The organism is Microterricola gilva (genome assembly GCF_004217495.1).
Classification (GTDB): Bacteria; Actinomycetota; Actinomycetes; order Actinomycetales; family Microbacteriaceae; genus Microterricola; species Microterricola gilva.
This window is the reverse complement of sequence record NZ_SHLC01000001.1, coordinates 1,542,252-1,560,880: the sequence shown is the minus strand read 5'-3', so window position 1 is coordinate 1,560,880 and position 18,629 is coordinate 1,542,252. Positions and strand designations below refer to the sequence as shown.

General features: G+C 66.8%; 16 protein-coding genes. 5 read left to right on the top strand and 11 right to left on the bottom strand.

The genetic code is table 11. The annotated features are described in order from the left end of the window. Positions 1–27: 27 nt before the first annotated feature. From paaE to paaA, 5 genes are read right to left on the bottom strand one after another with little or no spacing between them, the layout of a single operon-like run. On the bottom strand, positions 28–1,134 hold the full coding sequence (gene paaE / locus EV379_RS07210; protein WP_130505538.1) for a 1,2-phenylacetyl-CoA epoxidase subunit PaaE: 1,107 nt from the start codon (positions 1,132–1,134) through the stop codon (positions 28–30). After that, a complete protein-coding gene (gene paaD / locus EV379_RS07205; RefSeq protein WP_130505537.1) occupies positions 1,134–1,664 on the bottom strand; it encodes a 1,2-phenylacetyl-CoA epoxidase subunit PaaD in 531 nt (176 codons plus the stop codon). The genes paaE and paaD overlap by 1 nt, the downstream gene beginning before the upstream one ends. Then, positions 1,658–2,425, bottom strand: coding sequence for a 1,2-phenylacetyl-CoA epoxidase subunit PaaC (gene paaC, locus EV379_RS07200; RefSeq protein WP_130505536.1), 768 nt, complete (start codon positions 2,423–2,425; stop codon positions 1,658–1,660). Before paaC ends, paaD begins: the two co-directional genes overlap by 7 nt. After that, positions 2,422–2,730, bottom strand: coding sequence for a 1,2-phenylacetyl-CoA epoxidase subunit PaaB (gene paaB, locus EV379_RS07195; RefSeq protein ID WP_120256494.1), 309 nt, complete (start codon positions 2,728–2,730; stop codon positions 2,422–2,424). Before paaB ends, paaC begins: the two co-directional genes overlap by 4 nt. Continuing rightward, positions 2,727–3,701, bottom strand: a complete 975-nt coding sequence (gene paaA, locus EV379_RS07190; protein ID WP_130505535.1) for a 1,2-phenylacetyl-CoA epoxidase subunit PaaA — start codon at positions 3,699–3,701, stop codon at positions 2,727–2,729. The genes paaB and paaA overlap by 4 nt, the downstream gene beginning before the upstream one ends. Before the next feature lie 115 nt (positions 3,702–3,816). Here paaA and EV379_RS07185 point away from each other — a divergent pair, with 115 nt between their 5' ends. The 3 genes from EV379_RS07185 to EV379_RS07175 all read left to right on the top strand — a co-directional run bounded on the left by EV379_RS07185 (position 3,817) and on the right by EV379_RS07175 (position 8,571). Then, a complete protein-coding gene (locus EV379_RS07185; protein ID WP_130505534.1) occupies positions 3,817–4,446 on the top strand; it encodes a TetR/AcrR family transcriptional regulator in 630 nt (209 codons plus the stop codon). Between the two features lie 158 nt (positions 4,447–4,604). Next, a complete protein-coding gene (locus EV379_RS07180; protein ID WP_130505533.1) occupies positions 4,605–5,414 on the top strand; it encodes a hypothetical protein in 810 nt (269 codons plus the stop codon). After that, positions 5,407–8,571 (top strand): DEAD/DEAH box helicase, encoded by a 3,165-nt coding sequence (locus tag EV379_RS07175; protein WP_130505532.1) that lies wholly within the window; start codon positions 5,407–5,409, stop codon positions 8,569–8,571. Before EV379_RS07180 ends, EV379_RS07175 begins: the two co-directional genes overlap by 8 nt. Positions 8,572–8,733: 162 nt before the next feature. Here EV379_RS07175 and EV379_RS07170 read toward each other — a convergent pair whose 3' ends face one another. From EV379_RS07170 to EV379_RS07150, 5 genes are read right to left on the bottom strand one after another with little or no spacing between them, the layout of a single operon-like run. Continuing rightward, the gene (locus EV379_RS07170) at positions 8,734–10,239 is read right to left on the bottom strand and encodes a glycosyltransferase family 39 protein (protein WP_130505531.1); all 1,506 of its coding nucleotides are present in this window, start codon (positions 10,237–10,239) and stop codon (positions 8,734–8,736) included. 50 nt (positions 10,240–10,289) lie between these two features. After that, a complete protein-coding gene (paaZ, locus tag EV379_RS07165; protein ID WP_130505530.1) occupies positions 10,290–12,356 on the bottom strand; it encodes a phenylacetic acid degradation bifunctional protein PaaZ in 2,067 nt (688 codons plus the stop codon). Next, on the bottom strand, positions 12,356–13,246 hold the full coding sequence (locus EV379_RS07160; protein ID WP_130505529.1) for a 3-hydroxyacyl-CoA dehydrogenase family protein: 891 nt from the start codon (positions 13,244–13,246) through the stop codon (positions 12,356–12,358). The genes paaZ and EV379_RS07160 overlap by 1 nt, the downstream gene beginning before the upstream one ends. Beyond that, positions 13,243–14,001 carry an enoyl-CoA hydratase/isomerase family protein gene (locus EV379_RS07155; protein ID WP_130505528.1) on the bottom strand — a complete coding sequence of 253 codons (759 nt, stop codon included), beginning with the start codon at positions 13,999–14,001 and terminating at the stop codon, positions 13,243–13,245. Before EV379_RS07155 ends, EV379_RS07160 begins: the two co-directional genes overlap by 4 nt. After that, a complete protein-coding gene (locus tag EV379_RS07150; protein WP_130505527.1) occupies positions 14,001–15,185 on the bottom strand; it encodes an acetyl-CoA C-acyltransferase in 1,185 nt (394 codons plus the stop codon). Before EV379_RS07150 ends, EV379_RS07155 begins: the two co-directional genes overlap by 1 nt. Positions 15,186–15,341: 156 nt before the next feature. Between EV379_RS07150 and paaI the strand changes: the two genes are divergently transcribed. Together paaI and paaK are read left to right on the top strand one after the other, a co-directional pair. Further along, complete coding sequence (gene paaI / locus EV379_RS07145; protein ID WP_130505526.1) at positions 15,342–15,764, top strand: hydroxyphenylacetyl-CoA thioesterase PaaI; 423 nt, start codon at positions 15,342–15,344, stop codon at positions 15,762–15,764. Between the two features lie 14 nt (positions 15,765–15,778). Next, positions 15,779–17,104, top strand: coding sequence for a phenylacetate--CoA ligase PaaK (gene paaK / locus EV379_RS07140; RefSeq protein ID WP_130505525.1), 1,326 nt, complete (start codon positions 15,779–15,781; stop codon positions 17,102–17,104). Here the strand turns inward: paaK and EV379_RS07135 are convergent. Then, on the bottom strand, positions 17,070–18,545 hold the full coding sequence (locus EV379_RS07135) for an MATE family efflux transporter (protein ID WP_130505524.1): 1,476 nt from the start codon (positions 18,543–18,545) through the stop codon (positions 17,070–17,072). The two genes, paaK and EV379_RS07135, sit on opposite strands and share 35 nt — an antisense overlap. Positions 18,546–18,629 lie beyond the last annotated feature (84 nt).

The following is an 18,629-nucleotide window of genomic DNA, read 5'->3' as shown; positions in this document are numbered from 1 at the left end:
TGCTCCTTACGCTGACACGTCTTCTGGTCACACGTCGTAGTTGACGCTGACCTTCTCGCTGGTGGGAACGGCCTGACAGGTGAGCACGTAGCCGCGGGCGAGCTCCTCCGGCTCGAGTGCGTAGTTCTCGGCCATCTCGACGGTGCCATCCGTCACGACGGCGCGGCAGGTGCCGCACACACCGCCTGCGCAGGCGAACGGCACGTCGCCGCGCACCCGCAGCGCGGCGTTCAGGATCGACTCGTTGCTGTGCACCGGGCTCTTCACCGTCGCCGTTGTGCCGTCGAGCACGAAGGAGATGGTGTGCACCTGGTCGTCATCGCGCGGCGTGATCGGGCGCCCGGTCTGGCCGCTCGGGTTGTCAGGGCGGTCGCTGGTGAACAGCTCGTACCGGATGGCTGACACGTCGACGCCCAGCTCGGCGAGGGTGTCGCGGCAGAGCTGAACGAGGTCGAACGGGCCGCAGATGAACCACTCGTCGATGTCGTTCGGGCTGATCAGGGCGTCGAGGATGGCACGCACCTTGCCGGCGTCGAGGCGCCCGGACAGCAGCTCGGAGCTCCGGCGCTCACGGGTGAGCACGTGGTAGAGCGCGAGCCTGGACGGGTAGCGGTCCTTCAGATCGGCGAGTTCGTCGACGAACATCGTGTCCATCGCCGTGCGGTTGGAGTAGACGAGCGAGAACGTGTTGCCTGGCGACGCCTTGAGTGTGCTCTCGATCAGCGCCATCACCGGCGTGATGCCGGAGCCTGCGGCGATCGCGACGTAGTGTGCGTCCTGCCGTACAGGCGGCCGGGCGACGAAGCGCCCCTCCGGGCTCATCACGTCGATCTGCATGCCTGGGCGCAGGTTCTCGATCGCCCAGGCGGAGAAGAGGCCGCCGAGGTCACGCTTGATCGCCACCTTCAGCTCACCGGCTACCGGGGCCTGGCAGATCGAGTAGCTGCGGCGCACCTCCTCACCACCGAGGGAGGTGCGGATCGCGATGTACTGCCCAGGGGCGTAGTCGTACTTGCCTGCCAGCTCCTCCGGGACTGCGAAGCTGACCTCGATCGAATCCGAGGTCAGGTGCCGCACGCCGGACACGGAGAGCGGGTGGAAGCTCGCGCGACGGCGGGTCGTGGTGTCGGTCATCAGTGCGCCTTGAAGTAGTCGAATGGCTCGTGGCAGCGCTGGCACTCATAGAGCGCCTTGCACGAGGTCGAGCCGAAGCGGGAGACCTCCCGGGTGTGCAGCGACCCGCAGTGCGGGCAGCGGATGCCGAGACCGAGGCTCACGGCACCGCCGGGGGTGCGCGGCGCCGGGGCCGCGATGCCGTACTCCTCGAGCTTCGCCGCGCCGGCGGCGCTCAGCCAGTCGGTCGTCCACGCCGGCGCGAGCACGACGTCGACCCGCGCGACGGTGTAGCCGTGCAGCGTGAGCGCGGTCACGATGTCGTCACGCATCGCGTCGACGGCCGGACACCCGGAGTAGGTCGGGGTGATCTGGACGACCACGGCATCGGCGGAGACGGTGACGCTGCGGAGCACCCCGAGGTCCTCGATCGTCAGCACCGGAACCTCCGGATCGCACACGGTGGCCGCGATCGCCCAGGCGGCGCGGTCGGCGTCGTTCGTCGGGAGCGGCCTGGCCTCGGCCTCGATGTCGGGAGCGAGCGTCACCATGATGCTCCAGGGTGCGCGCGGGCGAGCACCTGCATCTCGGCGAGCAGCGGCCCGAACGCCTCGGAGTGCACACCATCCCGGCCGCCTCCGCGGGCGGGAGCCGTCGTGGGCACGCTGAGGCCGGCATCCTCGATCAGCGTCGGAACCAGGGCGTCGAAGGCGGCGCGCATGCGCGCCGAATCGGCGGCGATGCCGGGGAGGGCGGCCGCCTGCGGCTCCTCGCGGAAGAGCTCGTCGGCGAACGGCCACATCGCATCGAGCCCCCGCTGCATCCTGCGGTGCGATTCCTCCGTGCCGAGGCCGAGCCTGAGCAGCCACTGTGTGCTGTGGTCGAGGTGGTAGTCGACCTCCTTGACCGCCTTCGCCGCGATGGCCGCGAGCGTGGGATCGGCGGAGGTCGTCAGCTGACGGTAAAGCTGGTCGAAGTAGACCGAGGCGATGAGCTGGCGGGCGATCGTCTGGGCGAAGTCGCCGTTCGGTTGCTCGAACAGCTGCCGGCAGCGGAACTCGGCCTCGTCGCGGAAGTAGGCGAGATCGTCCTCGCTCCTGCCCAACGCCGTCCCGGCGTAGCTGAGCAGGCCGCGGGCGTGGCCGAGCAGATCGAGGGCGATGTTGCCGAGGGCGATGTCCTCTTCGATCTCCGGCGCGTTCGCGATCCACTGCCCCAGGCGCTGCGCCAGAATCAGCGCATCGTCACCCAGGCCGAGCGCATACTCGGCGACGGCCTGAGCCGTGTCTGCGTGGTGCGGCCGGACGCTCATAGGTGCGGCACCGATTCCGAGGCCGTGTAGTAGCTGGCGTGGCGGTAGTCCTTGCCCTGCGGCGATTCGAAGAACGCGCCCTTCGCATCCGGGTCGGATGCCGTGATCGCCGCGGCGGGCACCACCCAGACGGAGACGCCCTCCCCTCGACGGGTGTAGAGGTCACGCGCATTGCGCACGGCCATGATCTCGTCCGGCGCGTGCAGCGATCCGGCGTGCACGTGCGACAGGCCGCGGGAGGAACGGATGAAGACCTCCCACAGCGGCCACGTCTCGCGGCTTCCTGAGTCCCCTGGGCTGGTCATGATGCGATCCTCTGCGTCTGTTCCGCACGGGCTGCGGCCTGCTTGTCTGCATAGGCGCGGGCCGCCTCCCGCACCCACGCCCCGCCCTCGTGTGCGTCCCTCCTGCGGTTGACGCGCACCGTGTTGGCCTGGCCGCGGCCGGCCAGCACGTCGTGGAACTCGCCCCAGTCGAGCTCGCCGAAGTCGTAGTGTCCGCGCTCCTCGTTCCAGGCGAGCTCGGGATCCGGCAGGGTGATGCCGAGGATCTCCGCCTGCGGAACGAGCATGTCGACGAAGCGTTGGCGCAGCTCGTCGTTGCTGAAGCGTTTGATATTCCAGGCCATGCTCTGCTGCGAGTTCGGCGAATCGGCGTCAGGCGGCCCGAACATCATCAAGGCCGGCGCGTACCAGCGGTTGACCGACTCCTGCGCCATCGCCTTCTGCTCGTCGCTGCCGTTCATGAGGGCGAGGAGGATCTCGAACCCCTGACGCTGGTGGAACGATTCCTCCTTGCAGATGCGCACCATGGCCCGGGCGTACGGCCCGTATGAGGCACGGCAGAGTGGAACCTGGTTGCAGATCGCCGCGCCGTCGACGAGCCAGCCGATCGAGCCCATGTCGGCCCAGCTCGGGGAGAGGTAGTTGAAGATGGACGAGTACTTGGCCGTTCCCGCGATCAGCTGCTCGAACATGACGTCCCGGTCGACACCGAGCGTCTGGGCGGCCGAATAGAGGTACAGCCCGTGGCCGGCCTCGTCCTGCACCTTCGCCATCAGGATGGCCTTGCGCTTCAGGCTCGGCGCCCGCGTGATCCAATTGCCCTCCGGCTGCATGCCGATGATCTCGGAGTGGGCGTGCTGCGAGATCTGGCGCACGAGCGTCTTGCGGTAGGCGGCCGGCATCCAGTCCGTCGGCTCCACCCGGGTGTCCGCCGCGATGATCTCGTCGAAGCGGGCCTGCCCGGCCGCATCGGTGTCGACTGCGCTGTTCACGAGAGGCCTCCTTGCCCGTCCACCCGATCGGCACGGTCACTTACCGATCGTTCAGTAAAACTATCACGCCGAATCCCCCCGATCAAGATCAGCTGTCGGATAGAGTCGAGTTCTCATGACTTCCTCAGCAGAGACCGCACCGCCAGGAGGCAATGGTCGGAGCGGCCGTGCCCCGTACGACCTGCCAGCCGTGCTGGACATCGCCGTCGCCGCGTTCAACGACTACGGCTACGACGCCACGTCGATGGGGCTTCTCGCTGAACGCCTTGGCACGAGCAAGTCCGCGGTGTACTACCACGTGAGCAGCAAGGAAGACCTGCTGCGGATGGCGCTGGAGCGCGCGCTCGGCGAGCTGGAGGCCATCCTGGAGCAGCCAGGTGCGCAGGCCGGCGCGGCCGACGAGCGTCTCACCTTCGTGCTGCGCAGTGCCGTGCGGGTGCTGACCGATGAACTGCCCTACGTCACCCTGCTGCTGCGCCTGCGCGGGAACACCGATCTCGAGCGCGATGCGCTCGCCAGACGACGCGCATTCGACAACGCGGTCTCGGCGCTCGTCGAGCAGGCGCGCAGCGACGGCACCGTGCGCGCCGACGTGGACGCGCGCACAACGACCAGGCTGCTGTTCGGCATGATCAACTCGATCGTCGAGTGGTACAAGCCGGGCGGGGCGCTCAGCCAGGACCAGCTGGCAGATGACGTCATCACGGTGGCCTTCGACGGCATCCGGGTGCACCCGGGCGACTGACTCGCGTCACGCTGACAACAGCGTCACGCTGGCAACAGCGTCACTCCTTACACTCGCGATGCGCCCCAGCGACCCGCGGTCCGCGGCCCAGCAGGCCGCCCCGAAAAGGGGGGTTGAGAGCAGCCAGTGTGGCCCTTTGCGCACACCATCATGGAGTTGTGAGAACTTCGCTGATAAACACCGACGAGTTGAAACTCAATGCCGGGCATCCACAGGGCTCGCGATGGACCGTCAACGATGAACGCGCACTCGCGCATAGCATCGCTCAGATCGCGCTGGGACAATGGCGCCATCTGGAGTCAATTCTGGCCAACGCACGCATCATCAGCCCCGCGCTTCCAGTGTTCTCGGGTAGCGCGAAGGACTTGCTGGTCACGCTTCCTGGCACTGAACCGTGGCATCGTGACGGTTGGCTGTTTCAATGCATCTCATGGATCGCAGCTGCTGAATCGGGTGTCGGCCCGCTGCGTCCACCTCACAGCATCTGGGCGGATAAGGGCTTTGACGGACTTCAACTAGTGCTCTCCCCGAGCGGAGACGAAGTTGAACGCCTGGTCGTCTTTGAGGACAAGGCGACCAGCGATCCACGGGGCACCGTGAGAGACGAAGTATGGCCGGAGTTCGAACAGATGGCGAGGGGTGATCGGAACCATGATCTGGTATCGGAGCTTTCGGCGTTGCTGGATCGGGTCGACAACCTAGACGTTCGCCAAGCCACGGATCGGGTATTCAGAGAAGGTGGCCTCTCGTTCCGGCTCGCAATCACTATCGCCGACCCACACAATTCTGACGCTGGAATCTCGCGCCTATTCAAGGGTTACGAAGACAAGGTTCCCGGCGGGCACAGTCGCCGTTTCGGCCACGTGCTATATCTGTCGGATCTGAGGACATGGATGCAGGCCCTTGCGGACCTAGCAATTGAAGAACTCGATGCACTCGAAAAGTTAGATCAGGTGGCGAATGTTTGATCGCTACACCGCCGAGCTCATTGCTGGAGTTCCGCGCCTTCACGGCATGCTGCCAGTAGATCTGCCCAAGTCGCTTACGGAGGCTTACGTCAGAGTTTCGATGGCGCGATCTGCGTTGCAAGACAGACCGGAGGAACTGAGTGCAATTGCAAAGGAGGCGATTTGGGATGACCTAGATTCGCTCGCGGCCGCTTACGAGACGATAGTTCTGTCGGACGACGAAATCGACGACAGCGTCAGGGCCGCCACCGCGTTCGTTGCAGCTACGGCCCATCATGGCCGATTCCTTGCGAGAGTTTGGATTGAGCAACGTGATTCGCCAGCGACGCTGAATGGGCATTCCGTGCCCGCCGAAGTTTCCGCCACGCTTCTCTATATGCTCGCAGACGCAAACGCCGACGCGGCGGAAATGGCTTCGCAGATACAGATTTCTGATGCGGCACATCAGGCGGATCGTCAGCTCCTCGCGGCGATACGTCATCTGGGTCGTTCTGAGTTTGGGAGCCTGAGAAACCTGCCCGTCGATCTGGGCCTTGGCGCTCAACCGTCGCCGGATATCGGCTCTCAGGCAATCGGCATTCTGCTTGTTGAGGCGCTGACGAAGCTGGCCCGCCGAATGCTTGCAAACTCCCGAGCAGGGTGGCGGACCGGGGATTTCGAGAGAATCGCATCGCTCGCTGCCTCGACTTTCGTCGTTGAAGACCAGTTCGGCAACCGTCGAGAAGCGGTGAGCGTTTACGCGGGGCCAAGCCATATCGCCCGGCTACTTGCACGTATCGAACCCGTACTGCAACTTGCGGCCCTGGTAAATGTTGCCGCGCCGGCGAGAATCGACGTGGCCCAATGGGAGACGCTTCTTGAGCGGATCGCAGGTAGACGACCAGTCCTGTGGCGAAATCACCTTAGTGCGATTGAACAAGGGCTATTGGAGCGCGGTGTTTCGGCAGTCGTGACATTCCCCACTGGGGCGGGTAAGTCAACAATCTCTGAGCTGAAGGTTGCCACTGCGCTACTCGACGGTGGTGACGTCCTGTATTTAGTCCCCACTCTGGCGCTAATGGACCAAACGGCTCGGGCGCTCCGGCCTGTCTTCCCTGACTTCCCCATCGTTGCCCAGCGAGGGGAAGACCCTGATCCTCGCGCTGCGTTGGACTCGCCGAAAGTGCTCGTTATGACGCCGGAGAGCTGCCTCGCCACGCTCGGCGTGCGCCCCGAGTTCGTCTCCGAATTGGCGCTAGTTGTGTTCGATGAAGCTCACCTTCTGGATGGCGGCGACAACTTGCCAGACCAACGGTCTCTCGACGCGATGCTTTGTTTGCTTTCAGTGACGGCTGCAAACCCGCAGGCCGACGTAGTCCTAATTTCGGCGATGGTTCGAAACACGCATGAACTCGCAGCATGGATAGAATCCAGCACCGGGCGCCAAACGCTGCCGCTTGACATGGATTGGAAGCCCACCCGGCAGGCCCGGGCCGCTGTACTTTATCGTTCCGAGGAGATTGCTCAACTTCAGGCTCGTCTGGATGCGGCTTTCGAGCAATCTACGAACCTTGGTGCACCGGCTGCAGTTCGGAATTCGCTGTGGGCAACGCCGTTTGGATTCTTCAGTCTTCGACACAGCTGGGAATCTAGAAAGATTGCCGACTATCTCTTGCTCCCTCTTCTGAACCATAAAGTGCTGCTTTCATCCTCGGGACGACGACCCAGACCATGGCATCTGGTGCCGAATTCAAACGCGGTGGCCGCGGCAATCGCCTCAGCGAGCGCGTCTTCCGGACTCAAAGTGCTCGTATTCGCTCAAAGCGTTGGTTGGGCTGTGAGCATCGCGAATCAAATCGCGTTGACCCGTGACAGTGTTGTCGAACTCAACCCAGCCGAGCGGCGTCTCCTGGAGCGAAGCGTGGAGGAGCTTGGCGACCCCAATGCGCTCTATTTGGAAGTCTCCGACGACGGCACTGTGGGACCGGTGGCGGTCCACCATGGCTTGTTACTCCCGACGGAACGGCGGCTCCACGAGTCGCTCTACTCGAGAGCATCGGGAATTCCTGTGATGGTCGCTACGTCGACCATTGCGCAAGGCATGAACCTACCGAGCGAAGTGGTAGTCATTGCCGGTGACACTCGCTTCGATCCAGAGTTGGACCGGATGGCCCAACTCAAACCGCACGAGATACTCAACGCCGCCGGTCGAGCTGGCAGAGCAGGCCAGCATGCGAATGGGCTAGTCCTGGTTGTCCCTAGTTCAGTCATTGACTTTGACGGCACAACGAGGGAAATGCATGAGGCTTGGAATTCTCTACAGGAAATCTTCTCTCAAGGAGACCAATGTCTTGATATTCGCGACCCGCTTGAAACGGTGCTGGACGCTCTCGATGACTCAGAACCCGGTGAACTCGGTGCGTACCTCCTCAGGCGGATCAGTTCGCATGGTGACTCTCCAGTGTCGCCAGAGCAGGTTCTCACGAGAAGCTTCGCTGCCTTCCGGGCAAGGCGAAGCGGGAAGGACGATTGGTTGGCTGGTCGCTTGGACGTGGTTGAATCATCGCTCTCCTCCGTCGAAGAACTCGAATGGCAGACAAACCTAGCCGCAGCCACCGGAACCGCGATTTCAACTATTAAGCTGGTCGACCTCGCGCTGGAGACCGCGCCACCGCTCGACGGCAGCATCCCCGAGTGGATCTCGTGGTTCTTCGATGTGCTTCGAACAAACCCGACCACGCTACAGGACGTCCTCCGCCGGGGGAATCGCGCGATGTTTAAGGGGGCAGGCGACAAATTGGGTGAGTGGGACATTGATGCCGCGCAGGCAGTTGACTTCATCGAAGAGCATTTGAGTCTATGGATGGCGGGCGCAACTTTCGTCGAGATCGAGAATCTTGCGCAGCGACTGGGGATCGCAAAGGCATCGTCGAATCTCGCTGCGGCTCGCAAGTTCGTACTACGAATCGTGCCAGACTTGGCACACGTATTCTCACTTCCCGCGCTTGTCCTACGGGCCAGAGACGAACGCAGCTCGGATAACCTGCTGAGTTCAACTCCGGCGATTCTCGCTGACTGCGTAAGGGAAGGGCTCAACACAGAAATGAAGTTGCGAATTCGGCTGGAGAACCCCCTCCTAAGCAGAGTGCGCGTGCATCAAGTGGTTGAAGCCGCCTAGTAACGATGACCTCCGCTGGGCGACGCCACGAACGCTCTTGGGCGCAGAGAAGGTTCGACGAGCCCATGTCCTGGCGACCCCATGAGCTAGTGGGGCACTCAGCCAGGACCAGCTGGCGGATGACGTGATCACGGTGGCCTTCGACGGCATCCGCGTGCACGACTAACGCTCGAACAGCACAATCGTCGAGAGGTTCGTCTCGGTCTCGCTGACGTCGACGAAGCCCTGGGATCCCAGGACCAGCCGCGCGCTGCGCGCCTCAGGCGAGCCCGGCTCGCCGGCGGTGACGACCCAGAGCCTGTCGATTCCGTCGAGGCCATCACCGAGCCATTCCAGGTCGCGCGTGATGTCGGAGAAGCCGCCCGTCGTGCTGAACGAGCGGGTGAATGCGACATCCCTGGTGTTGGCGAACGCCGCAGGGTAGCCGGAGAGCGCGAGGCGCGGCTGCGTGTTGCCGAAGTCGGGGTCGTCGAGGAAGATCCCGTCCCCCGGCAGTGCGTTCTCCTCGATGTGGTCGGCGATCTGCGCAAGATCGCTGCCGTGATTCTTCGCCAGCGGCGCCCGCTGCGCGAGGTAGCCGGGCAGGCAGGCCAGCGCGAGGCCGAGCACCAGCAGCCAGGCGACGGGCTTCAGCGGAGTGAGCGTGAACGCGATGGCGAGCAGCACCGCGACGGCCGGCACCGCGAACGACAGGTAGCGGGGCGTGAAGACCGAGCCGACCGCGGCATCCGCCATCAGCAGCACAAGCAGTGGCATGAAGAACCACGCGAGGGCGAGGCCCGCCAGCCTGCGCCGACCGCCAGACAGACGCCGGGCGAAGCACAGCGCGATCAGCAGGGCGGCCACGCACGCGAGCGCCGCGACATCGCGCGACAGCTGGAACGCCGGCTCGGTCAACAGCGCCCAGAGGTCACGGGTGGGCTCGTAGGCGATCCAGGAGATCTGCCCCTTCTGGTCCAGGCCGGCCCAGATCAGGGGCAGCGCCGCCAGCGTCACGAGCGCCGCGGTGACGAGCCAGGGCAGCAGCTGGCGGCGCACCCGGTGATGGCGCACCAGGTACACGCCGTGCGCCACAAGCATCAGGATGGAGTACAGGAAGATGTAGACCCCGACGGTCATCACCGCCGCGTAGACGAGCCACCACCGTCGGCGCGTGCTGCGGAGCGCGAGCAGCAGGATGACGGTCGACCACACGGCGATCGCCGCACTCAGCGCGTAGGAGCGCGCCTCGACGCCGATGAACGTCGTGTGCGGCAGGATCGCGAAGACCACCCCGGAGATCACGCCGACGTGGACACTCGTGAGCGCACTCGCGAGCACGACCAGGCCGGCGGCCGCCGCACCGATGGCCAGCGCGGAGAAGGAGCGGGTGGCCAGCTCGGATTCGCCGAACGCGCCGCTCCAGAGTTTCATCAGCGAGTAGTACGCGAGATGGACGACATCGATGTGACGGGTGAAGGCGAACAGCTCCGTCCAGCTCAGCCGGGACGCCATCAGCGTGGCGACCTCGTCGAACCAGTAGGACGGGATCCAGGCCCCGGCGAGCGAGACCGCGAACGCGAACAGGCCGACCAGCCCGGCGGCCCGGTTCCTGCGGTCGGGGGCCTGCGTTCGCCGCCGCCGCTGCAGCCGCGGAGCGCGCTCGAGTGCGATCGGCGCTGACTGCATGAGGCCCCCTCCTCAGATTCCGTGCTCGCAGATTCTGCGAGACTACCCGATCACTCCTTGGCGACGAGGGTCAACACGTCGTAGCTCGCGACGATCTCGTCGTTCTGATTCGTGAGCACCGCGTCCCAGCGCACCTCGCCGTATTCGTCGGTCTCCCGCGGCGTGATCTGCTTGGCGGTCAGCGTGACCCGCACGCTGTCGCCGGGCGAGACCGGCGTGATGAAGCGCAGGTGCTCGAGCCCGTAGTTGGCGAGCACCGGCCCGGGCGCCGGGTCGACGAAGAGCCCGGCGGCAAAGGAGAGCAACAGGTAACCGTGCGCCACCCTGCCGGGGAAGAACGGGTTGGCCGCAGCGGCCTCCTCGTCGGTGTGCGCATAGAAGGTGTCGCCGGTGAACTCGGCGAAGTGGCCGATGTCCTCGAGGGTGATCTCGCGCGCCTCGGAGGCGACGGCGTCGCCGATGCGCAACCGCGACAGCGGCTTCCGGAACGGGTGCTCGGCATCGGCGACGCTCGGCGCGCCCGCCCGCCACTGCTCGGTGAGCGCGGTGAGCACCGCCGGCGAGCCCTGCACCGCCGTGCGCTGCATGTAGTGCAGAACCGAGCGGATGCCGCCGAGCTCCTCGCCACCGCCTGCACGCCCCGGCCCGCCGTGCACGAGGTGCGGAACCGGCGAACCGTGGCCGGTGCTCGTGCGCGCGACACTGCCGTCGAGCACCAGCACGCGGCCGTGGAACGGCGCGATGCCGCCGAACAGGGTGGCGACGGCATCCTGGTCGATGCTCGCGATCGTCGCGACGAGCGAGCCGCCGCCCCTGTTCGCCAGGCGCACGGCATCCGCGACGCTGTCATAACCGATCAGCGAGGCCACGGGACCGAAGGCCTCGATGTCGTGCACCGCTGCGGCATCCGAATCATCGAAGCGCAGCAGCACCGGAGACATGAACGCACCGTCCGGTGCGGGCGCGACGGTACCGTCCGCGTGCAGCACCTCCGGGCGATCCAGGCTGCCCCAGGCGATCTCGCCGCCGCCGGCCAGGAGCGCCGCGACGTTCTTCTGCACCTCGGCGAGCTGCTCGAGGCTGGCCAGCGGTCCCATGGTGACGCCATCGGCGCGCGGGTCTCCGAGCACGACGCGCTGTTCGAGCCGGGCGCCGATCGCCGCCGTGACGGCATCCATGCGGTCGCGCGGCACGATCACGCGCCGGATGGCCGTGCACTTCTGGCCGGCCTTCGCGGTCATCTCGGTGACGACGGATGCCACGAATGCCGTGAACTCCGCGGTGTCCGGCTCGGCGTCCTGGCCGAGGATCGCCGCGTTCAGCGAGTCGGTCTCGCAGTTGAGGTCGACCCCGATCTCGAGCACGTGCGGGTGGCCGGAGAGGGCCAGTGCCGTCGACGCCGACCCGGTGAAGCTCACCTTGTCGCGCACATCGAGCTGATCGAGGAAACCACGCACGGAGCCGGTGATGAGCTGGAGCGATCCCTCGGGAAGCAGGCCGGAGTCGATGATCGCCCGCACGCAGGCCTCGGTGACGAAGGCGGTCGGCGTCGCCGGCTTGACGATGCTCGGGACGCCGGCGAGGAAGGCCGGCGCGAACTTCTCGAGCATGCCCCACACCGGGAAGTTGAACGCGTTCACCTGGAAGGCGACGCCAGGCACCCTGCTGTAGATGTGCTGGCCGCCGAATGAGCCGTCTCGCGCGAGGTTCTCCGGCGCCCCGTCGACGTAGACGGTGCTGTTCGGCAGCTCGCGGCGCCCCTTCGAGCCGTAGGTGAAGAGCACACCGATTCCGCCGTCGATGTCGATCACCGAGTCGCGCCTGGTGGCCCCGGTGCGGTCGCTCAAGGCGTACAGCTCGTCCGTGATGGAGTTGAGGTGGCCGGCCACGGCCTTGAGCACGAGCGCGCGCTGGTGGAACGTCAGCTCGCCGAGCGCGGCCTGCCCGACGGACCGCGCGTAGTCGATCGCCCCGGCCAGGTCGACCCCGTCGGCGCCGACGTAGGCGACGAGCTCCCCCGTTGCGGCATCGCGCACGGGAACGCCGCTCTCCGGCGCCCACCATGCGCCCTGCAGGTAGCTCGAGAGCACGCGGGTTGTGGTGTCTGTCGTGGTCATCAGTGATCCTTCGTGGTGTGCGGTTCGCCTGTGGGTTTCGGCTCCGGCCAGGTGAAGAAGCCCTCGCCGCTCTTGCGCCCGAGCAGTCCGGCCGCAACCTTCTCGCGCAGCAGCGCCGGCGGGGCGAAGCGCTCGCCGAGGGCGCCGTGCAGGTACTCGGCGATGCCGAGGCGGACGTCGAGGCCGACGAGGTCGGTGAGGTGCAGCGGGCCGACCGGGAACTTGTAGCCGAGCACCATGGCGGTGTCGATGTCCTCGGCCGATGCGACGCCGTCCTCGAGCATGCGGATCGCCTCGAGGGCGACGACGACGCCGAGCCGCGAGCTGGCGAAGCCCGGTGAGTCGTTGACGACGATCGGGGTCTTGCCGATCGCGTGCACCCAGTCGCGCGCGGCATCCGTCAGCTCGTCGCTCGTGCCTGCGCCCCTGACGATCTCGACCAGGGTCGAGCTCGGCACGGGGTTGAAGAAGTGCAGCCCGCAGAATCGTTCCGGCCGGGCGAGGCCGGCGGCGAGGAGCGCGATCGACAGCGAGGAGGTGTTCGTGGCCAGCCAGGCGTCGTCCGCGAGAACGGCCTCGACCCGGCCGAGCATGGCGATCTTCAGCTCCGGGTCCTCCGGAACCGCCTCGACGGCCAGGCCGACGGTGGCGAGCCGCTGCACCTCGGTGGTCACCGCGCAGCGCTCGAGCAGCGTGGCCGCATCCTCCCCCGCGCTGCCGCGCTCGACGCTGCGGAGCACGGCCGATTCGATGGCGGCCAGCGCTTGTGCTGCCGCGTCGGCATCCCGTTCCAGGATGACGGTGTTCGCACCGGCGAGCAGGAAGGCGTGTGCGATGCCGACGCCCATCCGGCCGCCGCCGATGACGCCGACCTCGCTCGGAACGGTCACCGCTTCGTCCTCTCGGTTCTTCTCTCGAGGAACGCGGTCATTCTGGCGAACTTCTGCTCCGATTCGAAGAGCACAGCCTGGGCCTCGTTGTCGGCCAGTGGGTGCGCGTCCCGCGGGGCGCGCATCAGGGCCTTCGTGAACTGCAGCGCGAGCGGGTCCGCCGCGCCGATCCGATCGGCCAGCGCGTGCGCGGCCGGGATCAGGGCGTCCGCGTCGTGCACTTCCGTCACGAGCCGCACCGCGAGGGCCTCCTCCGCGTTCAGGATGCGCCCGGCCAGCAGGATCTCCTTGGCCAGCGGCTCCCCCACCAGCTCGGCCAGCCGCCAGCTGGCCCCGGCCGCGGCCACGATGCCGAGGCTCACCTCTGGGTTTCCGATTCTGGCGCTCGTCGTGGCCAGGCGGAAGTCTGCGGCGTAGGCGAGCTCCGCCCCGCCGCCGAGCGCCCAGCCGTCGATCGCGGCGATCACCGGGAGCGGCAGGGCGGCCACCCGCACGAACAGGGCGGAGTTGATTCCGGCCAGCGCATCGCCACTGCGGCGCTCGCGCAGCTCGCCGATGTCGGCGCCGGAGGCGAAGACACCACCTGCACCCGAGAGGATCAGTACCCGGGGGCGTTCCTCGAGCTCGGCGCAGACCGCGTGCAGTTCGTCGACCATGGTCTGGGTGATCGCGTTCTTCGAATCCGGCCGGTTCAGGCGGATGTGCAGTCGGTCGGCGGCATCCGTGTCGACCGCCAAGCTCGTGTACGCCGCCATCAGACGGCCTCGATCGCGAGTGCGGCGCCCTGGCCGACGCCGACGCACATGCTGGCGAGGCCGCGGGCCGCGCCCTCGCGTTGCATGCGGCCGAGGAGGGTGACGAGGATGCGGGTGCCTGAGGCGCCGAGCGGGTGGCCGAGCGCGATCGCGCCGCCGTCGGCATTGACGATCTCCTCGCGCAGCTTCAGGCGGCGCATGACGCCAATCGCCTGTGTCGCGAAGGCCTCGTTGAGTTCGATCGCGTCGAAGCCGGCCAGGTCCGCGCCGGTCCTGGCCATGAGCTTCTCGATCGCCGGCACGGGGCCGAGGCCCATCACCTCCGGCGAGATGCCGGCGGATGCCCCGCCGATCACGCGTGCCCGCGGCGTCAACCCGAGGCGCGCGATCGCGGATTCGCTGGCGACGAGGATGGCGGCTGCTCCGTCGTTCAGCGAGGACGCGTTCCCGGCCGTGACCAGAGTTCCGCCCCGCACCACCGGGCGCAGGCCGGCGAGGGCCTCCATCGTGGTGGTGGCGCGCGGCCCCTCATCGGCGGCGACACGCCCGCTCGGCGTCTCCACGGCGACCAGTTCCTCGTCGAATCGTCCGGCGGCGGCTGCTGCGACGGCACGCCGGTGCGAGCGCAGGGCGAAGGCATCGGCATCCTCCCGGCTGATGCCCTCCCGCACACCGACCTCCTCGCCCGTCTCCGGCATGCTGAAGGTGTACTTGTCGCGGGCGGCGAGCTTCGGGTTCGTGAAGCGCCAGCCGATCGAGGTGTCGACGATCTCGCCCGGTTTGGCGAAGGCCTTCTCGGGTTTGGCGAGCACCCACGGCGCACGCGTCATCGACTCGACGCCGCCGGCGATGACGACATCCGCATCGCCGGACTTGACCATGCTCGCGGCCAGCTGCACGGCGGAGAGGCCGGATGCGCAGAGCCGGTTGACGGTGATGCCAGGAACCGTGACAGGCAGCCCGGCGAGCAGGCCGGCCATGCGGGCAACGTTGCGGTTGTCCTCTCCGGCCTGGTTCGCGGCGCCGACGATGACATCGTCGATGGCGGCCGGGTCGACGCCGGTGCGGGCGACGAGTTCGGCGATGACCAGCGCGGCCAGATCGTCCGGGCGCACCTGGGCGAGCGCTCCCCCGTATCGGCCGATCGGGGTGCGCACGCCGCCGACTACAAATGCTTCCGCCATGGCTCCGTTACCTTGTCGCGAACCTACTGACCGTTCGTTCTGCCAAGCGTGCCATGCCGGCTGCACCGCGTCAACCGGCCGGACGGCTACTGACCGATCGTTCAGCTTGGGCTATAGTCGTGCACACACCACCGGCGCACTCAACGAGGAGTCACTATGACGGATGCGGCAGCGAACGCGAGCGCGGATGCGAACCCGATGCGCATCATGATGCAGCGCGACAAGGCGTCATCCGCCCTCGGCATGGTCGTTGAGAGCGACGAGCCCGGCGTGGCCGTGGTGTCGATGCTCGTGCGCGAGGACATGACCAACGGCTTCGCGATCACCCACGGCGGGCTGGTGTTCACCCTCGCCGACACGGCCTTCGCCATCGCCTGCAACGAAGACGAATCGGTCACCGTCGCGGCGGGCGCCGACATCACCTTCCTCAAGTCCACCCACGCAGGGCAGACGCTGACAGCGACGGCGATGCGCCGCACCCGGAGCGGCCGCACCGGCATCTACGACGTCAGCGTCACCGACGAGACGGGCGCTGCCGTCGCCGAGTTCCGCGGGCGCAGCTTCACCACCAACCGCTAACAAGGAGCCAGCCGATGTCAACGACGACAACCACACTGCGCGCCCCGAGCCCCGCCGAACTCGACGGCGCCGAGCGCCTGAGTCGGGCCGAGATCGAGGCGCTGCAGCTCGAGCGGCTGCAGTGGAGCGTCGCCCATGCCTACGAGAACGTGCCGCTGTACACCGCGAAGTTCGATGCGGCTGGCGTGCACCCGCGTGACATCCGTACCCTCGCGGATGTCGCACGGCTGCCGTTCACGACGAAAGCCGATCTGCGCGAGACCTATCCGTTCGGCATGTTCGCGGTTCCGATGGACCGGGTCGCGCGCATCCACGCGTCCTCGGGGACGACGGGCCGCCCGACCGTCGTCGGGTACACGAAGGGCGACCTGGCGAACTGGGCAACGCTCGTGGCCAGGTCGCTGCGCGCATCCGGCATCCGAGCCGGCATGAAGGTGCACAACGCGTACGGCTACGGCCTGTTCACCGGCGGCCTCGGCGCCCATGCCGGCATCGAGGAGCTCGGTGCCACCGTCATCCCGATGTCGGGCGGCCAGACCGCGCGGCAGGTGCAGCTCATCACGGATTTCGAACCCGACGCGATTCTCTGCACGCCCAGCTACCTGCTCACGATCGCTGATGCGATGGAGTCGGCCGGCATCGACCCGCACTCGAGCAGCCTGAAAGTGGCCGTGCTCGGCGCCGAACCGTGGACGAACGAGATGCGGCTCGAACTCGAGCGCCGACTCGGCATCGACGCCCTCGACATCTATGGGCTCAGCGAGGTGATGGGGCCAGGTGTCGGGAACGAGTGCCTGGAGACGAAGGACGGCCCACACATCTGGGAGGACCACTTCCTGCCCGAGATCGTCGATGGCGAGACCGGTGCGACCCTGCCGGACGGCGAGATGGGCGAGCTCGTCTTCACCTCGCTGACCAAGGAGGCGTTTCCCGTCATCCGCTACCGCACCCGTGACCTCACCCGGCTGCTGCCAGGTACAGCGAGGCCGGGCATGCGCCGGATCGAGAAGATCACCGGCCGCAACGACGACATGATCATCCTCCGCGGGGTGAACCTCTTCCCCACCCAGATCGAGGAGCTCGTGCTCGGCATCGAGACGCTCACGCCGCACTTCATCCTCGAACTCACCCGCACAGGGCCGATGGGTGCCATGACCGTGCGCATCGAGCGGCATCCGGATCTCAGCGTCGAGGTCTGTCAGGCCGCGACGCTCGTGCTCGCGCAGCGGATCAAGACACACATCGGCTCCACCGTGGAGGTGCGCCTCGAGGAGCCGGGAACGCTGCCACGCAGCGAGGGCAAATTCAAGCGCGTGTACGACCTTCGGAACGAGCGCTGAACTCCTGCACAGGGATCGAACCGGTCACCACGGCGTCGACGTTCATGGAGCCGTCGACGGGGCCGACGATCGCGATGGGCGTCGTCGGTGTCGGCGCCAGCGGCTGGATGCGCATCTTCCCGAGGCGTCGATGCTCGATGATGTAGGCGGGAACGAGCAGCGCGATCGCGCCGAACCAGGCGAGTGGATTGCTCCAGACGACGCCGACGAATCCGAACGCCGAGCCCAGCACGATCGCCGCGCCGACGCGCATGACGAGCTCGACGACGCCCGTCACCGTCGGGGCCACCGTGCGGCCGAGTCCCTGCAGCACGCCGCGCAACACGAACAACACGCCGAGCGCCGCATAGGTGTAGCCGTCGACGATGAGCATGTACGACGCGGCGTCGACGACCGCCTCGGAGCCGTCGCCGACGAACACCCGCACGAGCTGCTCGCTGAACACGATGATCGGAACACCGATGGCCACCGCGGCACCGACCGACATCCAGGTCGCCTGGACGACCCCTCGCCTGATGCGGTCTGGACGCTGCCCACCGAGGTTCTGTGCGGCGAACATCGACGCGGCGAGCCCCAGGGAGGAGAGGAGCGCCACCGCGATCGAGTCGACACGCGAAGCGGTCGTGTACGCCGCGACGGCGTCGGCGCCGAGCTCGTTCAACGCCACCTGAACCGTGAGGGTTCCGATCGCGATGATCGAGGTCTGGAAGCCCATCGGCATTCCGAGGCGGAGGTGCAGGGCGATCGAGGCGCGCGACACCCGCCAATCGCTTCGACGCACGTGCAGGACCGGAATCCGCCGGCGGATGTAGTCGAGGCACAGCACGACGGACACCGCCTGAGCGACGACCGTTGCGAGGGCCGCCCCCGCGACACCCCAGTCGAGCGGGCCGACCATCAGCACCACGAGGGCGATGTTCAACAGGCAGGAGAGCGTCAGGAAGATGAGCGGGGTGCGCGAGTCGCCGATTGCCCTGATCACCGCGGACAGGTAGTTGAAGAACATCACGGCGGATGCGCCGAGGAAGCTGATCTGGGCGAACACCGTCGCCTCGGCGAGCAACTCATCCGGCGTCTGGAGCAGCTGCAGCGTCGGACCGGCGATCAGCGGAGCACCGATCGTGAGCAGCACGCTCATAGCACCGGTGAGAATCGTGCCGGTCGCGACCGAGCTGCGCACGGCGTCGAGGTCTCGCGAGCCGAATGCCTGTGCGGTCGGAATCGCGAAGCCAGAGGTGACACCCCATGCGAATCCGAGGAGCAGGAACAGCAGCGACCCGGTGGCGCCGACCGCGGCGAGTGAGTCGATGCCGAGTTGCCTGCCGACGACGATCGCATCGACCACCTGGTAGAGCTGCTGCACGACGTTGCCGATCAGCAGGGGAACAGCGAATACGAGGATGACCCGCCAGGGGGCGCCGGTGGTCAGAGTGCGTGCCATGAGCTCTCAACAGGTGGGGGAAGGTGAAGGGAGAATGCGCCGATGTTTGCGCTGCCAACGATCCTATAGCTGGAAAAGCACCGG